Source organism: Enterobacter cloacae complex sp. 2021EL-01169 (assembly GCF_020733125.1).
Lineage (GTDB): Bacteria > Pseudomonadota > Gammaproteobacteria > Enterobacterales > Enterobacteriaceae > Enterobacter > Enterobacter roggenkampii.
On record NZ_JAJFTC010000002.1, the window covers coordinates 448,501 to 467,638 of the forward strand.

Sequence of the window (19,138 nt, forward strand, 5' to 3'; positions counted from 1 at the left end):
GATGATGCATTTAGATATACTTGTATAGACAAGCACACACAAGGTCAGATTTAACAAAAAAGATACAATTTTGTTATATTGCGTTAGCGATCACGCTTATAAAACTTATGACATAAAGTGGCCCTGCAGCCGGTAACGGTTCCCCGGGAAAAGCAGACGGGCATGTGACACGATGTGCGACGAGGACCAGGTTCGACGGCGGATCAGCAGGCACGGGTCGTGCTCTTTAATGCGCAGCCGTTCGCACTCCTGCGGCGTGGCGCGCACGGCTTCCACAATGTGCTCCCCTTCCGTCAGCGGTGCGACGAGCGAGAGATAGGCATGCGGCGTGGTCTGGGTGTAATCCTGGTTCAGATAGTCCGGTATCCGTTCGGCGTTCACGCAGCGATCCTCAATCTGCACCGGAATGTCGTTTTCGAAATGCACCATCACCGAGTGGAAGATCCGGCTGCCTTCTTTAACATTCAGCTCTACCGCCTGCTCGGCGCTGGCCTGGGTCTCTTCGAGCACCAGCACCTCACAGCGGTGCTGATGATTACGCGCGGCAATCTCGTCCGCAATGCTGCGGATTTCAAACAGGGCGGACTGCCCTTTCGGCTCCGCCACAAACGTCCCGACGCCCTGCAGGCGCACCAGAAGCCCTTCGTCGGTCAGCTCGCGCAGCGCCCGGTTGATGGTCATCCGGCTAAAGCCAAACTGCGCCACCAGATCGGCCTCCGAGGGAATGCGGTCGTGCGGCCGCCAGACGCCGGTGGCGATTTTTTCGCTGATCGCCTGCTTCACCTTTTCGTAGAAAGGCGCGGGAGGGCTCGACGGCGGCAGGGGTGAGCGTGAAAACATCGTGACTCCTTGAATAGTGTTATGCCCACCAGTGAGCAATTTGCCAGGCCAGACGGGCGGCAAGCTTTGCGCCCTGCCCGTCCCGATCGAACTGCGGGTTAAACTCTACCAGATCGGCGGCCTGTAGCTTACCGCTACGGCAGATTTGTTCGATAACGGGGAGGAGATCCAGAGCCGGTATGCCTAACGCAGCCGGAGCGGAAACGGCAGGCATTTCGCTGGCGGGCAGGACGTCCAGATCGATTGTCAGGTAGACGCGATCGGCCTGGGCCAGCACCTTTTCCAGCGCGGATAGCGCATCGCGCCTGAAATGGAGATCCTCCACCAGCGTGACGTTCAGGCGTTCAGCCTCATCCCACAGCGCCTGCGTGTTCGCCGCCCGGCTCACGCCAAAGCAGGCGTACTGAAATGCCCGCCCGCGCTCATCGCAGTAGTGCGCCAGCTGGCGAAACGGCGTGCCGGACGTCGCCCGGTCGGCCTTGCGCAGATCGAGATGGGCATCCAGGTTGATAATGACCACCCGCTCGTTCGGAAAGGCGTCCAGCACGCCGCGACCGTGCGCCCACGCGGTTTCGTGTCCGCCGCCAAAGACCAGCGTGCGCATCCCGGACCGCTGGCATGACGTCACGGCATCGCTTAACGCCTGCTGTGCCGCTTCCAGCTCGTCACCTTCAACGTAAACCGACCCCATATCCGCCAGCCGCTCGTGTCCCAGATGGCTTGCCATATTTGCCAGCGCCTTGCGCAGCACATCAGGCGCCTGCACGGCGCCGGGCCTGCCCTGATTGCGTTTTACCCCTGCATCACATTCAAAGCCTATCAGCGCAATGCCGGATGCCAGCGGCGTGAACGCCCCCTGCTGCCGTATCGTCTGGAAAATACGCGTTGCGTTGCTGGCCTCGGCGCTGTCGTCGCGCCCCTGCCAGACCGTTTCGGCGACGGGCCGCCATAACCTCATACTGCCTCCCCACGGAAAATACGTTGATACAGCGGATTGCGTCCCGGCTCGTAGACCATCTCTACCGGATGATGCGCATCCCAGACGATGAAATCGGCGACAAACCCGGCCCGCAGCTGTCCGTGGGTTTCCCCGCGGCCCAGCGCCTGCGCGGCATGGCGCGTGACGCCAGCCCAGGCTTCCTCGGGCGTCAGGCCAAACTGGACGCAGGCCATGTTCATCGCCAGGTGCAGGCTGGCAAACGGGCTGGTGCCGGGGTTATAGTCGGTGGCGACCGCCATTGGCACGCCGTGTTTTCTGAGCTGTTCCACCGGCGGACGCTGGCGCTCCTGCAGAAAATAGAACGCGCCCGGCAACAGGACCGCCACCGTGCCGCTTTGCGCCATCGCCTGAACGCCTGCGTCGTCAAGATATTCGATATGATCGGCGGAGCGTCCTTTATACCGGCTGACCAATGCCGCACCGCCCTGATTCGACAGCTGCTCGACGTGACCTTTCACCGGAATACCAAGCGCGGTCGCCGCCTTGAAGAGGCGCTCGGTTTGCGACGGGGTAAAGCCGACGTTTTCACAGAACACGTCGACAGCTTCAAACAACTCTTTTTGCCACAGCGTGGGCAATATTTTCTCGCAGACCAGCGTGAGGTAGGCATCCGGATCCTGTCGGTATTCCGGCGGAACGGCATGGGCCGCCAGCAGCGTTGGGCTGATATCGATCGGATTATTGAGGCTCAGCTGGCGTGCGACCTGCAGCATTTTCTCTTCGGCCTCGGCGTTGAGGCCGTATCCCGATTTGATTTCAACCGTGGTGACGCCTTCATTTATCAGACGCTGAAGCCGCTGCTGTGCCAGATTAAGCAGGGTTTCGGGTGAACTGCTGCGCGTCGCCGTCACGGTCGCGTTAATCCCGCCCCCCTGGGCGCTGATGGTTTGATAAGAGACACCGTTCAGACGCTGCTCCCACTCCGCCGCGCGATCGCCGCCAAACACCAGGTGGGTATGGCAGTCAATCAGGCCCGGGGTGACCAGACGACCCTGAAGATCGACACAGTGAGTGTGTCCGGCCGGAATGTCAGATTCAGGTATCACGGCCAGGATAGTTTGACCCCGTATAACCAGGGCGTGTTGATCTTTCAGTCCATAGGGCGCACGGACGTCCGGCGCCATCGTAGCCAGTCGCGCATTTCGCCATATCACATCGTCAGGATGAATCTGCTGCATGGGCTTTCCACTTGTCATGGGTTGTATAGACATTTATTTTCATCTGTTGTCTGCTGTCAACCGACTTTGCGGAAAATGTTATTTATTTGTGATCACTTACCCGCCGCTCCAGGGCTAAAAATGCAACTTTTACCCTTTTTATCTTCCCGTTTCGCTCAACTTAGTATAAAAAAGCAGGCTATTTCGTCTATCCCGTAAAGACTTGCATACCCAGGAGCTTCACCTTGAACATTTCCAGGATTTCCCGTCTGGCGTTAGCGCTCGCCTTTGGCGTGACCTTATCCGCATGCAGTTCAACCCCACCGGATCAGCGCCCTTCTGAGCAGGTCGCGCCCGGTACCGCCTCCCGCCCGATTTTGTCCGCTGATGAAGCGAAGAACTTCGACCGTGCGCACTACTTCTCGTCGATGGATCCTAACGCTGCGCCGTGGACCCCGTCTTCGATTAACCTGCCGAAACAGCCTGACTTCGTGGTTGGCCCGGCAGGTGCGCAGGGCGTAACGCATACCTCTATTCAGGCTGCGGTTGATGCTGCCATCACGAAACACAGCGCGTCTCGCCAGTACATCGCGATCCTGCCAGGCGAATATGAAGGCACCGTGTATGTTCCGGCGGCACCGGGCAGCATTACGCTTTACGGTCTGGGCGAAAAAGCAATCGACGTAAAAATTGGCCTGGCGATTGATTCTGAAATCGACAGCAACACCTGGCGTCACCTGGTGAACCCGGCCGGTAAATATATGCCGGGCAAACCGGCGTGGTACATGTTTGATAACTGCCAGAGCAAGCGTTCCGCCACCGTTGGCGTGATGTGCTCAGCGGTATTCTGGTCCCAGAATAACGGTCTGCAGTTGCAGAACCTGACCATCCAGAATACCCTGGGCGACAGCGTTGACGCCGGTAACCACCAGGCCGTCGCGCTGCGCAGCGATGGCGATAAGGTGCAGATTAACAACGTGAACATTCTGGGTCGTCAGAACACCTTCTTCGTGACCAACAGCGGCGTGCAGAACACCCTGCAGAATAACCGTCTGACCCGTACGCTGGTAACCAACAGCTACGTTGAAGGTGACGTGGATCTGGTCTCCGGCCGCGGCGCGGTGGTATTTGATAACACCGATTTCCGCGTGGTGAACTCACGTACCCAGCAGGAAGGTTACGTGTTTGCTCCGGCAACCCCGTCGAACCTCTTCTTCGGCTTCCTGGCCGTGAACAGCCGCTTTAACGCTGCCGGTGACGGCGTGGCGCAGCTGGGACGCTCCCTGGACGTGGACGCGGCGACCAACGGTCAGGTGGTGATCCGCGACAGCGTGATCAACGAAGGCTTCAACATGGCGAAGCCGTGGGCGGATGCGGCGATCTCTAAACGTCCGTTCTCCGGCAATACCGGTGCGGTGGACGATAAAGGGAACGTGCAGCGCAACCTGAACGACGCTAACTTCAACCGTATGTGGGAGTACAACAACCGCGGTCTGGGCAGCAAAGTGGTTGCTGAGCCGAAGCAGTAAGCTGTGCTTTTGCCGGGTGGCGGCTTTGCCTTACCCGGCCTACAGGTTATGTAAGCCCGGTAAACGCAGTGCCACCGGGCATAAAAAAACCTCGCATTCGCGAGGTTTTTTGTTTAAGCCGCTTAGTGAGCGTTAACCACCACCCACATCGGCCCCTGGCCTACGGCGTAGCGCCCTTTCTCTTCCAGCAGCCCCTGCTCGCCTTTAATTTCATACAGCGCGATATGGTGGGATTTCTGCCCCGCCGCAATCAGGTATTTGCCGCTGTGATCGATATTAAAGCCGCGCGGCTGGGTTTCCGTCGGCTGGAAGCCTTCAACCGCCAGCACGCTGCCGTCTTCGGAAACGCTAAACACGGTGATCAGGCTGGAGGTGCGGTCACAGGCGTACAGATGACGGCCATTTGGCGTAATGTGAATATCCGCCGCCCAGCGGGTGTCGGAGAAATCAGACGGCATCATATCCAGCGTCTGCACGCACTCAATCTGACCGTTTGGATCTTTCAGCTCCCATACGTCCACGGAGCTGTTCAGTTCGTTGACCACATAGGCGTACTGCTGGTTCGGATGGAAGACCATATGACGCGGGCCTGCACCTTCTACCGTCGTGACTTCAGCTGGATTCTGCGCCACCAGGTGACCATCGTCGCTCAGGGTGAACAGGCAGATACGATCCTGCTTCAGGGCAGGCACCCACAGCGTGCGGTTATCCGGAGAGATATTCGCCGAGTGGCAGCCTTCCAGCCCTTCTACCACATCCACGGTTTCGACCGGAATGCCATCTTCCAGACGCGTTACGCTGACGCAGCCCGCATTATACGAGCCGCTGAAGACAAAGTTGCCTTTACGATCGGTTGAGATATGGGTTGGACTGCCCGGCAGCGGCGCTTCGGCAGTGTAAGTCAGCGCGCCGTCGTCCGGAGAGATGCGATAGGCCAGCACGCGAAACTCCGGGCGCACACCCACGTACAAGAAACGTTTATCCGGGCTGATGACCATCGGCTGTACCTGGCCTGGCACATCAACAACCTGAACCAGCGTGAGTGTCCCTTCGGTATTTAAGCGCCAGACGTGGATCTGCTGGCTTTCAGGACTGGCGGTATAAACGGTTTGTTTCATGAATATTCACTCCTCACTGCGCATGAAAGTAATTAACTTTTGACGGTGAATGCTGAATTGTCGACAGGAATTTTGAAGCATTCGCCTCTCGGTGTACCATCCCATCAAAACGTAAATTCAATATTAACCCGGGAAAACAGATGACCTCGCGTGTGATTGCTCTGGATTTAGACGGTACCTTACTGACGCCGCAAAAAACCCTTCTCCCCTCTTCCCTTGAAGCGCTTAAACGCGCGCAGGAAGCGGGATATCAACTCCTTATCGTAACGGGTCGACATCACGTAGCCATTCACCCTTTTTATCAGGCACTGGCGTTAGATACACCTGCAATTTGTTGTAATGGCACTTATTTGTATGATTATCAGGCAAAAAAGGTTTTAGCCTCCGACCCGCTGCCGGTTCCCCAGGCGCTGCAACTGATTGATCTGCTGGATGAGCATGCCATTCACGGCCTGATGTATGTGGATAACGCAATGGTCTACGAGCGCCCTACCGGCCACGTGGTGCGCACCAGCAACTGGGCGTTGTCCCTGCCTGAAGCGCAGCGTCCGGTCTTTACCCAGGTATCCTCCCTGCGTCAGGCAGCCCAGGACGTTGAGGCTATCTGGAAATTCGCCCTGACGGATGAAGACACGACCAAACTGAATACCTTCGCGAAGCACGTCGAGGAAACGCTGGGGCTGGAGTGCGAGTGGTCCTGGCACGATCAGGTAGATATTGCCCGCAAAGGCAACAGCAAAGGCAAGCGTCTGACGCAGTATGTGGAATCACAGGGCTGGTCAATGCAGGACGCGATCGCCTTCGGCGACAACTACAACGACATCAGCATGCTGGAAGCCGTCGGTACGGGCGTGGCGATGGGCAATGCCGACGACGCGGTAAAAGCGCGCGCTAACGTGGTGATTGGCGACAACACCACCGACAGCATCGCGCAGTATATTTATACCCACCTGCTGTAATCAGGCGGTGATCGAGACGCTCTTAATTTGCGCGTAAAGCCACAGGCCGGGTTTGATCCCTAACTCATCCCTGGCCCACGGGCTGATGCGCGCCCAGAGCGTCCGGCTTCCCACCTCGAGCTTCACTTCCACCTGGCCGTTATCATCAAAACACTCCGCGACTTTGGCGCGCAGGATATTTCGAATACTGGTTTGCAGCGGCGGCTGCAGCACCAGCGAGACGTCAGATGCCTGAATACGAATACGCAGCGCGGACTGCAACGGCTTGTCGATCTTATTGACCCACAGGTGCTGATCGCCCAGCGCCAGCGCCGTCATCGCGTAGTGCGGATGGTGTTCCAGCACGCTCACCTTCAGGATGCTGCTCTGCTGTTCCCGGGGCAGCCAGGGATGCATTACGCTGCTGCCCCAGACCTCTTCCAGGTTGCCGAAGGCCTTGACGCTGCCCTCTTCCAGCACCAGCACTTTGTCGGCCAGATGGAGGATCTCATCCAGCGAATGGCTGACGTAGAGCATTGGAATATTAATTTCTCGCGTCAGGCGCTGCAGGTAGGGCAGGAGCTCACGTTTGCGCGGAATATCCAGCGAGGCCAGCGGTTCGTCGAGCAGCAGCAGTTCGGGCGCGGTCAGCAACGCGCGGCCAATGGCCACGCGCTGTTTTTCTCCGCCGGAAAGCGACGAGGGCAGTCTGTCGAGCAGTGGCTCAATGCCTAAAAGCGTCACCAGCTTATCAAACTGTCCGGCCATGCTTTTCGCCATGCCGTAACGCAGGTTGCCGCGCACGCTGTAATGCGGGAATAAGCGCGCGTCCTGGAAAACATAGCCAATGCGGCGTTTATCCGGCGACAGATACACCTTGTTTTCCACGTCGTTTAAGACGCGGTTATTCAATACAATCCGTCCTGACTGCGGGCGCGTCAGGCCGCTGATGGCATTTATCAGCGACGTTTTTCCCGCCCCCGAGACGCCGAAGATGGCAGTGATACCGCTTGCAGGCAGCGTCTCGTTGAGCGTCAGGGTATGGTTTCCCAGCGTCTGGGTGAAATTCAGTTCCAGCATGCTTATTTCCCCATCCGCTCACGGCTCAGCCGCGCCAGCCATTCCGACACCAGCAGCGATACCAGGGCTAGTACGATTGAGATGATACACAGCCGCGCCGCGGCGCCTTCTCCGCCCGGCGTTTGAATCAGGGTATACATGGCCGACGGAATCGTTCGCGTCTCGCCGGGAATGTTCGAGACAAAGGTGATGGTCGCGCCAAACTCGCCCAGCGAGCGGGCGAACGCCAGTACCGTCCCGACAATAATGCCGGGTAACGTCAGGGGAAGCGTGATGGTGAAAAAGACGCGCCAGCGCCCGGCACCGAGCGTACGGGCCGCCTGTTCGAGCTTCATGTCCACGCCTTCCAGCGCGAGGCGGATCGCCCTCACCATCAGCGGGAATGACATTACCGCCGCCGCCAGTACCGCACCGCGCCAGCTAAACGCAAAGGTCAGTCCAAACCAGTCGTAAAGTTTTTCGCCAATAAAACCGCGTCGCCCCATGGAAATTAACAGCAGATAACCGACCACCACGGGCGGCAACACGAGCGGAAGATGAAGCACGCTGTCGAGCAGCGCTTTGCCGGGAAACCGACGGCGAACCAGTAGCCAGGCAAAGAAGATCCCAAAGGGCAAACTCAGCGCAACCGCCAGGGAAGAGACTTTAAGGCTCAGCAGAACAGCCTGCCATTCAGGATCGGTCAATATCATCAGTGAGTCGTAAATCCGTAACGTTTAAAGATCGCGGACGCTTCCGGCCCCTTCAGGTAATCGCGGAAGGCCGTCACGGTCGCATTTTTATGTCCATCAACAATCGCAACAGGATATTCCACTTTCTTGTGGGAGTCTTCCGGGAACGTTGCCACCACTTTCACACCCTTACTGGCAACGGCATCAGAGCCATACACAATGCCCAGCGGGGCTTCGTTGCGTTCCACCAGCGCCAGCGCGCCGCGGACATCTTCCGCCGGGGCCAGCTTCGGTGACAATGTCTCCCATGCGCCCAATTTTTGCAGCGCTTCTTTGGCGTAGATCCCGGCCGGAACGTGCTCCGGATCGCCCACCGCCAGACGCCCGCCGTTCAGCAGGCTTATCCAGTGGGTCTCTTTGTTGATGGTGAAGTCAGCCTGGGCGCTGGCTTTTGGCGCCACGACAACCAGGCTATTCCCCAGCAGCGTTTCGCGGGTTGCCGCATCAATCGCTTTTTTCTCCGCCGCGTAATCCATCCACTTCTGGTCAGCCGAGATGAACAGATCCGCCGGCGCGCCCGCTTCTATCTGGCGAGCGAGCGTCGAGGAAGAGGCAAACGAGGAGACCACCTCGACGTTTTTCTCTTTTTTATACGCCGCCGCGATATCCTGCAGCGCGTTAGTCAGCGACGCCGCCGCAAAGACCGTGATTTTACCGTCGTCCGCCAGCGCGTGTCCGGTAAGGGAAAGCGTCAACGTTGCCCCTGCAAAAAGGCGTACCCATGAACGTGCCATCTGTAACTCCTGTGAGTAGCGTTATATACACATTAATATAACGGTAACGTCAGGGAGATCCCAGCGTTTAATCGTACCGCTGAAGAGGTAAACCGGCGTAGTGCGTTAAAGAGTATCGGCGAAAACGGGAAAATCTTGAGAGCAAAACGCCCGGGCAAGCCGGGCGTTTTGGGGGGAATCAATGCTGCTTTTTAGCCTGGTCTCTGTGACCAATGTTCGAAAAGACGTTGAACACTTCACCCAGGCCGTAGATGGCACCGAGGATGATGGCCATCACTACTGGTACCATGATCACGGCGAATACCAGACTTTTCAACAACTCTAACATGGTTTTCTCCAGATATTGTGAACAGCTTATTCTACCCTTTCAAGTGAGAAAAACATCCCCTTTTGTGCGGTACCCTTTGCGCCCTGCACCATTTGGGTCACAATACCCTTTTTGCCAGGACACTGTTATGCAGGCCGAAATTCTTCTCACACTCCGACTTCAGCAAAAGCTTTTCGCCGATCCGCGACGTATCGCCCTGCTTAAACAAATAGAACAAACGGGCTCGATTAGCCAGGGGGCGAAAAACGCGGGCATCAGCTACAAAAGTGCCTGGGACGCCATCAACGACATGAACACCCTGAGCGAACAGCCGCTGGTGGACAGAGCCACGGGCGGCAAAGGCGGCGGCGGTGCAATCGTGACGCGTTATGGCCAGCGTCTTATTCAGCTTTACGATCTGCTGGCCCAGATTCAGCAAAAGGCGTTCGATGTGTTAAGCGATGACGATCACGTTCCGCTGGACAGTCTGCTGGCCGCCATTTCCCGTTTCTCGCTACAAACCAGCGCCCGCAACCAGTGGTTTGGTACGGTGACGGCGCGCGACAATCTGCAGATACAGCAGCATATTGAGATCCTGCTTGCCGATGGCACCACCCGTCTGAAGGCCGCCATAACGGCGCAAAGCGCGGAACGTCTTGAACTGGATGAAGGGAAAGAGGTGCTGGTGCTCCTGAAGGCGCCGTGGGTCAGTATTACACGCGATCCCGACGCGGCAAAGACAGCAGATAACCAGCTGCAGGGCACCATCAGCCATATCGAACGCGGCCAGACGCAGTGCGAAGTGCTGATGACCCTGGCAGATGGACAGCCGCTTTGCGCGACCGTACCGCTCAGCGAGTCGGACAACGTAGAAGAAGGTGCTGCCGTCACCGCGTATTTCAACGCGGACCGGGTGATTATCGCCACTTTGTGCTGAGCACATTGACAATCGTACCGACAGTGCGTATCCCTGATATCTGGTGCTGCAAAAACAGGGATAAACCATGTCATCATTGCATATTTCGCAAGGCACGTTTCGTCTTAGCGATACCCGAACGCTGACAATTGCTGATTTGACGCTACGCGCGGGTGAAAGCTGGGCGTTTGTCGGCACAAACGGCAGCGGTAAATCCGCGCTGGCCCGCGCGCTGGCCGGAGAGCTCAACCTTCTCAAGGGCGAATACCAGAGCGACTTTACGCGCCTGACGCGCCTGTCGTTTGAACAACTGCAAAAGCTGGTCAGCGACGAGTGGCAGCGCAACAACACCGATTTGCTCAGCCCTGGCGAAGACGATACCGGCCGTACGACGGCGGAAATTATTCAGGATGAAGTGAAGGATCCCGCCCGCTGCCAGCGCCTGGCAGAACAGTTCGGTATCACCCCTCTGCTGAACCGGCGCTTTAAATACCTTTCGACCGGCGAGACGCGAAAAACGCTGCTTTGTCAGGCGCTGATGAGCGAACCTGAACTGCTTATTCTGGACGAACCGTTCGACGGTCTTGACGTGCAGTCCCGGGCGCAGCTGGCGTCTCTGCTGGCGTCGCTTAATCAGCAGGGATATACCCTCGTGCTGGTGCTTAACCGTTTTGATGAAATTCCGGAATTTATCCAGCACGCGGGCGTCCTGGCCGACTGTAACCTGACCGAGACCGGCGAAAAAACCGCGCTGCTTAAGCAGGCGCTGATTGCCCAGCTCGCGCACAGCGAACAGCTCGACGGTATTACCCTTCCGGAACCCGACGCCCCGTCGGCGCGCCACGCGCTTGATCCCCACCAGCCGCGCATCGTGCTGCGCGATGGGGTGGTCGCTTATGACGATCGCGCTATCCTTAATCACCTCAACTGGACGGTCAATCCAGGCGAGCACTGGCAGATTGTCGGTCCCAACGGCGCGGGAAAATCCACGCTGCTGAGCCTGATCACCGGCGATCATCCGCAGGGCTATAGCAACGACCTCACGCTGTTCGGTCGGCGTCGCGGCAGCGGCGAAACCATCTGGGATATCAAAAAACATATCGGCTACGTCAGCAGCAGCCTGCATCTGGATTACCGGGTCAGTACCACGGTACGCAACGTGATCCTCTCCGGGTATTTTGACTCCATCGGCATTTATCAGGCGGTGTCGGACAAACAGCACAAGCTGGCCCAGCAGTGGCTGGACATTCTGGGCATGGACAACCGGGTGGCTGACGCGCCGTTTCATAGTCTTTCGTGGGGGCAGCAGCGTCTGGCGCTGATCGTTCGCGCGCTGGTGAAACACCCTACGCTGCTGATCCTCGACGAACCGCTGCAGGGACTCGACCCGTTGAACCGCCAGCTTATCCGCCGCTTTGTGGACGTGCTGATTAGCGAAGGTGAAACGCAGCTGCTGTTCGTTTCACATCATGCCGAAGATGCCCCCTCCTGCATCACCCATCGCCTGGAGTTTGTTCCGGACGGTGAGCACTATTACTATCGGCAAAGCAAAATCGATTAATCCCCGGAGGGCACCGCCCTCCGTTTTTCAGATAACCTGCACTAATACATTGCTATCCCGTTGATCTACAATGCCTCACGGTAGCTGAAAATCGGATTTTAAAAACAGTGTAAACGATTCCACTATTTTATCCCATGTCACACTTTTCGCGTCTCTGTTATGCTATGGTTATTACATACCATAAGCCCAATGGAGCGAAATATGCGAGTTCTGGTAACAGGTGGTAGCGGTTACATCGGTAGTCATACCTGCGTGCAGCTGCTGCAAAACGGCCATGACGTCATCATTCTCGACAACCTGTGCAACAGTAAGCGCAGCGTGCTGCCTGTGATTGAACGTCTTGGCGGTAAACACCCGACGTTCGTGGAAGGCGACATCCGTAACGAAGCGCTGATGACCGAGATCCTTCACGACCACGCCATTGAAGCGGTGATCCACTTCGCGGGTCTGAAAGCGGTCGGTGAATCCGTTGCTAAGCCGCTTGAGTATTACGATAACAACGTCAACGGCACCCTGCGTCTCATCTCCGCCATGCGTGCGGCCAACGTCAAAAACTTCATCTTTAGCTCTTCCGCCACCGTCTACGGCGATCAGCCTAAAATCCCTTACGTTGAAAGCTTCCCGACCGGGACGCCGCAAAGCCCGTACGGCAAAAGCAAGCTGATGGTGGAGCAGATCCTGACCGATCTGCAAAAAGCCCAGCCGGAGTGGAGCATCGCGCTGCTGCGCTACTTCAACCCGGTCGGTGCGCATCCGTCTGGCGATATGGGGGAAGATCCGCAGGGCATTCCGAACAACCTGATGCCGTATATCGCCCAGGTGGCCGTAGGCCGCCGCGAGTCGCTGGCGATTTTTGGCAATGACTACCCGACCGAAGACGGCACCGGCGTGCGCGACTATATCCACGTGATGGATCTGGCCGACGGCCACGTTGCGGCCATGCAGCAGCTGGCGGATAAACCGGGCGTGCATATTTACAACCTCGGCGCCGGCGTCGGCAGCAGCGTGCTGGACGTGGTCAATGCCTTCAGCAAAGCCTGCGGCAAGCCGGTGAACTACCACTTCGCACCGCGTCGTGAGGGCGATCTGCCTGCTTACTGGGCCGACGCCACCAAAGCCGACAAAGAGCTTAACTGGCGTGTTACGCGCACGCTTGATGAAATGGCACAGGATACCTGGCACTGGCAGTCACGCCACCCGCAAGGCTATCCGGACTAAGGATCCGTCATGACGCAATTTAATCCCGTCGATCATCCGCATCGTCGCTTTAACCCGTTAAGCGGGCAATGGATTTTAGTTTCTCCGCATCGCGCCAAGCGCCCCTGGCAGGGGGCGCAGGAGACGCCTGCAAAACAGACCTTGCCGCAGCACGACCCGGACTGCTTCCTCTGTCCGGGCAACACGCGCGTCACCGGGGATAAAAACCCGGACTACAAAGGCACCTTCGTGTTTACCAACGATTTTGCCGCCCTGATGACCGACACGCCGGACGCGCCGGAAAGCTACGATCCGCTGATGCGCTGTGAAAGCGCGCGCGGTACCAGCCGCGTGATCTGCTTCTCCCCCGATCACAGCAAAACGCTGCCGGAGCTGAGCGTTGAGGCACTGAAAGAGGTGGTCAGCACCTGGCAGGCGCAAACTGCCGAGCTGGGTCAAACTTACCCATGGGTGCAGGTGTTTGAAAATAAAGGTGCGGCCATGGGCTGCTCTAACCCGCACCCGCACGGCCAGGTCTGGGCGAACAGCTTCCTGCCTAACGAAGCCGAGCGTGAAGACCGCCTGCAAAAAGCGTATTACGTGGAAAACGGCTCGCCGATGCTGGTGGATTACGCGCAGCGTGAGCTGGCCGACGGCAGCCGTACCGTGGTGGAGACCGAACACTGGCTGGCCGTCGTGCCTTACTGGGCCGCCTGGCCGTTTGAGACGCTGCTGCTGCCGAAAGCGCACGTGCAGCGCATCACCGAGCTCAGCGACGCGCAGCGCGACGACCTTGCCCTGGCGCTGAAAAAGCTGACCAGCCGTTACGACAACCTGTTCCAGTGCTCCTTCCCGTACTCCATGGGCTGGCACGGCGCACCGTTTAACGGCGAAGAGAATCAGCACTGGCAGCTGCATGCCCATTTCTATCCGCCGCTGCTGCGCTCTGCGACGGTGCGTAAATTTATGGTGGGCTACGAAATGCTGGCGGAAACCCAGCGTGACCTGACGGCGGAACAGGCGGCTGAACGTCTGCGTGCCGTTAGCGACGTCCACTATCGCGAATCAGGAGTCTAAAAGATGAGTCTGAAAGATAAAACACAATCCCTGTTTGCTGAGAAATTTGGCTACCCTGCCACCCACGTAATTCAGGCACCTGGCCGCGTCAACCTGATTGGTGAACACACCGACTACAACGACGGCTTTGTGCTGCCGTGCGCTATCGATTACCAGACGGTCATCAGCTGCGCGAAGCGCGACGATCGCCAGGTTCGCGTGATTGCGGCGGATTACGGTAATGAAACGGACGCGTTTTCCCTCGATGCCCCGATTGTGACGCACGACAGCCAGCAGTGGTCTAACTACGTGCGCGGCGTGGTGAAGCATCTGCAGAAGCGTAATAAAAACTTCGGCGGCGCCGATTTGGTCATCAGCGGCAACGTGCCGCAGGGGGCGGGCTTAAGCTCCTCTGCGTCTCTGGAGGTCGCCGTCGGCACCGTGTTCCAGCAGCTCTATCATTTGTCGCTGGATGGCGCGCAAATCGCCCTGAACGGCCAGGAAGCGGAAAACCAGTTCGTGGGCTGCAACTGCGGCATCATGGACCAGCTGATCTCCGCGCTGGGCAAAAAAGAGCACGCGCTGCTGATCGACTGCCGCTCGCTGGGCACCAAAGCCGTTCCCCTGCCAAAAGGCGCGGCTGTCGTGATCGTCAACAGCAACTTTAAGCGCACGCTGGTGGGCAGCGAGTACAACACCCGCCGCGAGCAGTGCGAAACCGGCGCCCGCTTCTTCCAGCAGCCCGCCCTGCGCGACGTCACGCTCAATGAATTTAACAAAGTGGCGCACGAGCTGGATCCGATTGTCGCCAAACGCGTTCGTCACGTGCTGACGGAAAATGCCCGTACCGTTGAAGCCGCGTCCGCGCTGGCGAAAGGTGACCTGAAACGCATGGGTGAACTGATGGCGGAATCTCACGCCTCCATGCGCGATGATTTTGAAATCACCGTGCCGCAGATCGACACCCTGGTGGAGATCGTCAAAGCGGTCATTGGCGACAAAGGCGGCGTGCGCATGACGGGCGGCGGTTTTGGCGGCTGCATCGTTGCGCTGGTGCCTGAGGAGCTGGTCCCTGCCGTACAGGACGCCGTGGCGAAGCAGTACGAAGCAAAAACAGGTATCAAAGAAACCTTCTATGTTTGCAAAGCATCACAAGGAGCCGGACAGTGCTAAACGAAACACCTACCCTCGCACCGGATGGTCTGCCGTATCGCCTGTTAACCCTGCGCAATCGCGCGGGGATGGTGGTTACGCTCATGGACTGGGGTGCAACCCTTCTTTCAGCACGCGTACCGATGCCGGACGGCAGCGTGCGCGAAACCCTGCTCGGCTGCGCATCGCCCGAGCAGTATGTTAATCAGTCTGCCTATCTGGGCGCATCCGTAGGGCGCTATGCGAACCGCATCGCGAAGAGCCGTTTTGAACTCGACGGCGTGCAGTACACCCTGCTTCCAAGCCAGGGTGAGAACCAGCTGCACGGCGGCCCGGACGGGTTTGATAAACGCCGCTGGAAGATTGTTCGTCAAAACGACGGCGAAGTGCTGTTCTCGCTGGATTCGCAGGACGGCGATCAGGGCTTCCCGGGTAACCTTATCGCCTCTGCGCGCTTTACATTGACGGACGACAACCGTATTGCCATCGAATACCGTGCGACGGTCGACAAGCCGTGTCCGGTTAACCTGACCAATCACGCGTACTTTAATCTGGACGGTAACCAGTGCGACGTGCGGAACCACAAGCTTCAGATCCTGGCGGATGCGTATCTGCCGGTTGATGAGATGGGCATTCCGTACCAGGGCCTCAAAGACGTGAGCGGAACCAGCTTTGACTTCCGCAGCGCGAAATCCATCGCCCAGGATTTCCTGAGCGATGACGACCAGCGCAAGGTGAAAGGCTACGACCACGCGTTCCTGCTGCAGGCTAAAGGCGATGTGAAACAACCTGCCGCACAGGTCTGGTCCACCGATGAGAAGCTGCAGATGACGGTTTATACCACGGCCCCTGCCCTGCAGTTCTACTCAGGTAACTATCTCGGCGGCACGACGGCGCGCGAACACGAAGAGTACAGCGACTGGCAAGGCCTGGCGCTGGAGAGCGAGTTCCTGCCGGACAGCCCGAATCATCCGGAATGGCCGCAGCCGGACTGCGTGCTGCGCCCGGGTGAAGAGTACGTTAGCGTGACGGAGTATCATTTTATTCCACATTAATATTCAGCCCTCCCTCTGGAGGGCTTTTTTCTGCGCGCCTTGCTGAAAATAGCGCCGATCGCAGACAAAATCATAACCCTGGATTCACAAGCATCTTACACTCAGAGACTATTTTCGCTATGGTTAGGGTTAAGCGTTGCTGCTGGCACGGCCACGGCAATATAATGAGAATTGTTATCATTCTAAAAATGCTTGAGGAGTAAGAGATGGCTATTACTAAGCTGGTTCTGGTGCGTCACGGCGAAAGCCAGTGGAACAACGAAAACCGCTTTACCGGTTGGTACGACGTTGATCTGTCCGAGAAAGGCGTAAGCGAAGCAAAAGCAGCAGGTAAACTGCTGAAGGAAGAAGGCTTCAGCTTTGATTTTGCTTACACCTCTGTGCTGAAACGTGCCATCCATACCCTGTGGAACGTGCTGGACGAACTGGACCAGGCCTGGCTGCCGGTTGAGAAATCCTGGAAACTGAACGAGCGTCACTACGGTGCGCTGCAGGGCCTGAACAAAGCGGAAACCGCTGAGAAATACGGTGACGAGCAGGTTAAACAGTGGCGTCGCGGCTTCGCGGTCACCCCACCAGAGCTGACCAAAGACGACGAGCGCTACCCGGGCCACGACCCGCGTTACGCGAAACTGACCGACGCTGAGCTGCCAACCACCGAGAGCCTGGCGCTGACCATTGACCGCGTTGTGCCTTACTGGAACGAAACCATTCTGCCACGTCTGAAAAGCGGCGAACGCGTGATTATCGCCGCTCACGGTAACTCCCTGCGTGCGCTGGTGAAATACCTGGACAACATGGGTGAAGACGAAATTCTCGAACTGAACATCCCAACTGGCGTACCGCTGGTGTATGAGTTCGACGAAAACTTCAAGCCAATCAAACACTACTACCTGGGTAACGCGGACGAAATCGCAGCGAAAGCGGCGGCCGTTGCGAACCAGGGTAAAGCGAAGTAATTTTCGCTGACCATAAAAAAAGCGCGGAACCGTCCGCGCTTTTTTATTTGAGCCGTCAGAATTAACCGCGACGCGCTTTCACCGCATTCGCCAGCTGGCGCAGGATGGCGTCGGTGTCATCCCAGCCGATGCAGGCATCGGTCACGCTCTTGCCGTACACCAGCGGCTCGCTGCCTTCCAGGTTCTGGTTACCTTCAACCAGATGGCTTTCGATCATCACCCCAATTACCGCCTTCTCACCGCCGGCAATCTGCTGACAGACGTCTGCGCCCACTTCCATCTGCTTTTTAAACTGCTTGCTGGAGTTGGCGTGGCTGAAATCGATCATCACCTGCGGTGGCAGCCCGGCTTTTTCCAGCCCGACTTTGACTTCGGCCACATGCTTTGCGCTGTAGTTCGGCTCTTTGCCGCCGCGCAGAATGATATGGCAGTCACCGTTACCGCTGGTGTTAACGATGGCGGAGTGGCCCCATTTGGTCACGGACAGGAAGCAGTGCGGTGCGCCCGCTGCGTTGATGGCGTCGATAGCCACCTTAATGGTGCCGTCAGTGCCGTTTTTGAAGCCAACCGGACAAGAGAGACCGGACGCCAGCTCGCGGTGAACCTGAGATTCAGTAGTGCGGGCACCAATTGCCCCCCAGCTCATCAGGTCTGCCAGATACTGGGGCGTAATCATATCCAGGAACTCACCGGCCGCAGGCAGCCCGCTGTCGTTAATCTCCAGCAGCAGCTTGCGCGCAATGCGCAGGCCGTCGTTGATCTGGAAGCTGTTATCCATGTGCGGATCGTTAATCAGCCCTTTCCAGCCAACGGTGGTGCGCGGTTTTTCAAAATAGACGCGCATCACGATTTCCAGCTCATCCTTCAGCTCTTCACGCAGGGTGAGCAGACGGGCTGCGTATTCTTTCGCGGCAGCAGGATCGTGGATAGAGCATGGGCCAATCACCACCAGAAGACGATCGTCATTACCTTTCAGGATCTTATGGATCGCTTTACGAGCATGAGAAACCGTGTTTGCGGCATTTTCAGTGGCGGGGAATTTCTCAAGGAGTGCTACAGGAGGTAATAACTCATTGATCTCTTTAATACGTAAATCGTCATTCTGATAATTCATCTTCGTTCCAGCTCTGCCATATCTTTAGTAATGAAAGCAATCCTTTCAATCTATCTTGTCGCTCAGGAAGTGTAAACACGGTTTTACACTTCACGCAGATAATTCCTGGAATTCGCCTAAAAATCGCCACAAAATAGCGAAAAACGAGATCTAACCTAAGCTTTTTAACTGTAACAACCATTTTTACACGCTTAAACGCGATTCCCGACTGACGTAAGTCCGTATGGCGGAATCTTTCGCCTCTGAAAAAGATGCACTGTTGGAAAATGTTATCCAGCGTAACGACAAGAACAGGAGCACCATGATGAAAATGACAAAACTGGCAACCCTCTTCCTGACCGCCACCCTCACCCTGGCCAGCGGTAGCGTTCTTGCGGCCGAAACGGGCTCATCGGGTAACGGTGATGCAAACGCGGCTGCGTCAGCAGGCCAGGTCGCCCCTGATGCCAAACAGAACGTCGCCCCGAACAATGTCGATAATAGTCAGATCAATAATGGAAACACCAACACCGGCGGCACCATGCTGCCCCCCAACGGTACCGACTCCGGCACCATGAATCATGACAGCATGAGCAAAGATGAAGTTCATAAGAACTCCATGTGTAAAGATGGCAAATGTCCCGACCCGAATGACAAAGTGGGGGATGATGCCAATACCAAAACAGATGGTACGACTCAGTAACCGGCTGTGAAA

Annotated in this window: 19 protein-coding genes; 10 read left to right on the forward strand and 9 right to left on the reverse strand. The window is 57.2% G+C overall.

All coding sequences use genetic code 11. The features are described 5' to 3' along the window. Positions 1–105 precede the first annotated feature (105 nt). Genes LLF79_RS08515 through hutI form a run of 3 tightly spaced genes read right to left on the reverse strand, consistent with a single transcriptional unit; the run spans position 106 to position 3,018 of the window. On the reverse strand, positions 106–840 hold the full coding sequence (locus LLF79_RS08515) for a histidine utilization repressor (RefSeq protein ID WP_008501127.1): 735 nt from the start codon (positions 838–840) through the stop codon (positions 106–108). Between the two features lie 19 nt (positions 841–859). Continuing rightward, positions 860–1,798 (reverse strand): formimidoylglutamase, encoded by a 939-nt coding sequence (gene hutG / locus LLF79_RS08520; RefSeq protein WP_227879381.1) that lies wholly within the window; start codon positions 1,796–1,798, stop codon positions 860–862. Next, positions 1,795–3,018, reverse strand: coding sequence for an imidazolonepropionase (hutI, locus tag LLF79_RS08525; protein WP_227879382.1), 1,224 nt, complete (start codon positions 3,016–3,018; stop codon positions 1,795–1,797). The genes hutG and hutI overlap by 4 nt, the downstream gene beginning before the upstream one ends. Before the next feature lie 224 nt (positions 3,019–3,242). Between hutI and LLF79_RS08530 the strand changes: the two genes are divergently transcribed. Beyond that, positions 3,243–4,526: a putative acyl-CoA thioester hydrolase gene (locus LLF79_RS08530; RefSeq protein ID WP_008501124.1), complete on the forward strand. Its 1,284-nt coding sequence runs from the start codon at positions 3,243–3,245 to the stop codon at positions 4,524–4,526. A 122-nt stretch (positions 4,527–4,648) separates the two neighbouring features. Here LLF79_RS08530 and pgl read toward each other — a convergent pair whose 3' ends face one another. Next, positions 4,649–5,644, reverse strand: coding sequence for a 6-phosphogluconolactonase (pgl, locus tag LLF79_RS08535; protein ID WP_227879383.1), 996 nt, complete (start codon positions 5,642–5,644; stop codon positions 4,649–4,651). Between the two features lie 140 nt (positions 5,645–5,784). On the opposite strand from pgl, the gene LLF79_RS08540 reads away from it, so the two are divergent. After that, positions 5,785–6,603: a pyridoxal phosphatase gene (locus tag LLF79_RS08540; RefSeq protein ID WP_008501122.1), complete on the forward strand. Its 819-nt coding sequence runs from the start codon at positions 5,785–5,787 to the stop codon at positions 6,601–6,603. Here the strand turns inward: LLF79_RS08540 and modC are convergent, their stop codons facing one another. The 4 genes from modC to LLF79_RS08560 all read right to left on the reverse strand — a co-directional run bounded on the left by modC (position 6,604) and on the right by LLF79_RS08560 (position 9,455). Beyond that, a complete protein-coding gene (modC, locus tag LLF79_RS08545; RefSeq protein ID WP_023292995.1) occupies positions 6,604–7,662 on the reverse strand; it encodes a molybdenum ABC transporter ATP-binding protein ModC in 1,059 nt (352 codons plus the stop codon). 2 nt (positions 7,663–7,664) lie between these two features. Further along, the gene (gene modB, locus LLF79_RS08550; RefSeq protein WP_021241005.1) at positions 7,665–8,354 is read right to left on the reverse strand and encodes a molybdate ABC transporter permease subunit; all 690 of its coding nucleotides are present in this window, start codon (positions 8,352–8,354) and stop codon (positions 7,665–7,667) included. Continuing rightward, positions 8,354–9,127, reverse strand: a complete 774-nt coding sequence (gene modA / locus LLF79_RS08555) for a molybdate ABC transporter substrate-binding protein (protein WP_045405886.1) — start codon at positions 9,125–9,127, stop codon at positions 8,354–8,356. Before modA ends, modB begins: the two co-directional genes overlap by 1 nt. 178 nt (positions 9,128–9,305) lie before the next feature. After that, positions 9,306–9,455 carry an AcrZ family multidrug efflux pump-associated protein gene (locus tag LLF79_RS08560; protein ID WP_008501118.1) on the reverse strand — a complete coding sequence of 50 codons (150 nt, stop codon included), beginning with the start codon at positions 9,453–9,455 and terminating at the stop codon, positions 9,306–9,308. Between the two features lie 127 nt (positions 9,456–9,582). Here LLF79_RS08560 and modE point away from each other — a divergent pair, with 127 nt between their 5' ends. The 7 genes from modE (at position 9,583) to gpmA (ending at position 17,330) form a co-directional block, all read left to right on the forward strand. Continuing rightward, a complete protein-coding gene (gene modE / locus LLF79_RS08565) occupies positions 9,583–10,371 on the forward strand; it encodes a molybdenum-dependent transcriptional regulator (RefSeq protein ID WP_023343608.1) in 789 nt (262 codons plus the stop codon). A 67-nt stretch (positions 10,372–10,438) separates the two neighbouring features. Continuing rightward, positions 10,439–11,911 carry a molybdate ABC transporter ATP-binding protein ModF gene (modF, locus tag LLF79_RS08570; RefSeq protein ID WP_059362469.1) on the forward strand — a complete coding sequence of 491 codons (1,473 nt, stop codon included), beginning with the start codon at positions 10,439–10,441 and terminating at the stop codon, positions 11,909–11,911. Between the two features lie 201 nt (positions 11,912–12,112). Further along, positions 12,113–13,129 carry a UDP-glucose 4-epimerase GalE gene (gene galE, locus LLF79_RS08575; protein ID WP_008501115.1) on the forward strand — a complete coding sequence of 339 codons (1,017 nt, stop codon included), beginning with the start codon at positions 12,113–12,115 and terminating at the stop codon, positions 13,127–13,129. Between the two features lie 9 nt (positions 13,130–13,138). Further along, positions 13,139–14,185 (forward strand): galactose-1-phosphate uridylyltransferase, encoded by a 1,047-nt coding sequence (gene galT / locus LLF79_RS08580; RefSeq protein ID WP_193148521.1) that lies wholly within the window; start codon positions 13,139–13,141, stop codon positions 14,183–14,185. A 3-nt stretch (positions 14,186–14,188) separates the two neighbouring features. Further along, positions 14,189–15,337, forward strand: coding sequence for a galactokinase (gene galK / locus LLF79_RS08585; RefSeq protein ID WP_059362463.1), 1,149 nt, complete (start codon positions 14,189–14,191; stop codon positions 15,335–15,337). Beyond that, a complete protein-coding gene (gene galM / locus LLF79_RS08590) occupies positions 15,331–16,371 on the forward strand; it encodes a galactose-1-epimerase (RefSeq protein WP_021241010.1) in 1,041 nt (346 codons plus the stop codon). Before galK ends, galM begins: the two co-directional genes overlap by 7 nt. 206 nt (positions 16,372–16,577) lie before the next feature. Beyond that, complete coding sequence (gene gpmA, locus LLF79_RS08595) at positions 16,578–17,330, forward strand: 2,3-diphosphoglycerate-dependent phosphoglycerate mutase (protein ID WP_008501111.1); 753 nt, start codon at positions 16,578–16,580, stop codon at positions 17,328–17,330. 61 nt (positions 17,331–17,391) lie between these two features. Here the strand turns inward: gpmA and aroG are convergent, their stop codons facing one another. After that, the gene (gene aroG, locus LLF79_RS08600) at positions 17,392–18,444 is read right to left on the reverse strand and encodes a 3-deoxy-7-phosphoheptulonate synthase AroG (RefSeq protein WP_008501110.1); all 1,053 of its coding nucleotides are present in this window, start codon (positions 18,442–18,444) and stop codon (positions 17,392–17,394) included. A gap of 304 nt (positions 18,445–18,748) precedes the next feature. Between aroG and LLF79_RS08605 the strand changes: the two genes are divergently transcribed. Then, positions 18,749–19,126 (forward strand): protein YbgS, encoded by a 378-nt coding sequence (locus LLF79_RS08605; protein WP_059365184.1) that lies wholly within the window; start codon positions 18,749–18,751, stop codon positions 19,124–19,126. The last annotated feature ends 12 nt before the right edge of the window (positions 19,127–19,138 follow it).

Bases quoted from the DNA above. Each gene is read 5' to 3' on its own strand.
- LLF79_RS08515 (WP_008501127.1), bottom strand. From the start codon at position 840: ATGTTTTCACGCTCACCCCTGCCGCCGTCGAGCCCTCCCGCGCCTTTC.
- hutG (WP_227879381.1), bottom strand. From the start codon at position 1,798: ATGAGGTTATGGCGGCCCGTCGCCGAAACGGTCTGGCAGGGGCGCGAC.
- hutI (WP_227879382.1), bottom strand. From the start codon at position 3,018: ATGCAGCAGATTCATCCTGACGATGTGATATGGCGAAATGCGCGACTG.
- pgl (WP_227879383.1), bottom strand. From the start codon at position 5,644: ATGAAACAAACCGTTTATACCGCCAGTCCTGAAAGCCAGCAGATCCAC.
- LLF79_RS08540 (WP_008501122.1), top strand. From the start codon at position 5,785: ATGACCTCGCGTGTGATTGCTCTGGATTTAGACGGTACCTTACTGACG.
- modC (WP_023292995.1), bottom strand. From the start codon at position 7,662: ATGCTGGAACTGAATTTCACCCAGACGCTGGGAAACCATACCCTGACG.
- modB (WP_021241005.1), bottom strand. From the start codon at position 8,354: ATGATATTGACCGATCCTGAATGGCAGGCTGTTCTGCTGAGCCTTAAA.
- modA (WP_045405886.1), bottom strand. From the start codon at position 9,127: ATGGCACGTTCATGGGTACGCCTTTTTGCAGGGGCAACGTTGACGCTT.
- LLF79_RS08560 (WP_008501118.1), bottom strand. From the start codon at position 9,455: ATGTTAGAGTTGTTGAAAAGTCTGGTATTCGCCGTGATCATGGTACCA.
- modE (WP_023343608.1), top strand. From the start codon at position 9,583: ATGCAGGCCGAAATTCTTCTCACACTCCGACTTCAGCAAAAGCTTTTC.
- modF (WP_059362469.1), top strand. From the start codon at position 10,439: ATGTCATCATTGCATATTTCGCAAGGCACGTTTCGTCTTAGCGATACC.
- galE (WP_008501115.1), top strand. From the start codon at position 12,113: ATGCGAGTTCTGGTAACAGGTGGTAGCGGTTACATCGGTAGTCATACC.
- galT (WP_193148521.1), top strand. From the start codon at position 13,139: ATGACGCAATTTAATCCCGTCGATCATCCGCATCGTCGCTTTAACCCG.
- galK (WP_059362463.1), top strand. From the start codon at position 14,189: ATGAGTCTGAAAGATAAAACACAATCCCTGTTTGCTGAGAAATTTGGC.
- gpmA (WP_008501111.1), top strand. From the start codon at position 16,578: ATGGCTATTACTAAGCTGGTTCTGGTGCGTCACGGCGAAAGCCAGTGG.
- aroG (WP_008501110.1), bottom strand. From the start codon at position 18,444: ATGAATTATCAGAATGACGATTTACGTATTAAAGAGATCAATGAGTTA.
- LLF79_RS08605 (WP_059365184.1), top strand. From the start codon at position 18,749: ATGAAAATGACAAAACTGGCAACCCTCTTCCTGACCGCCACCCTCACC.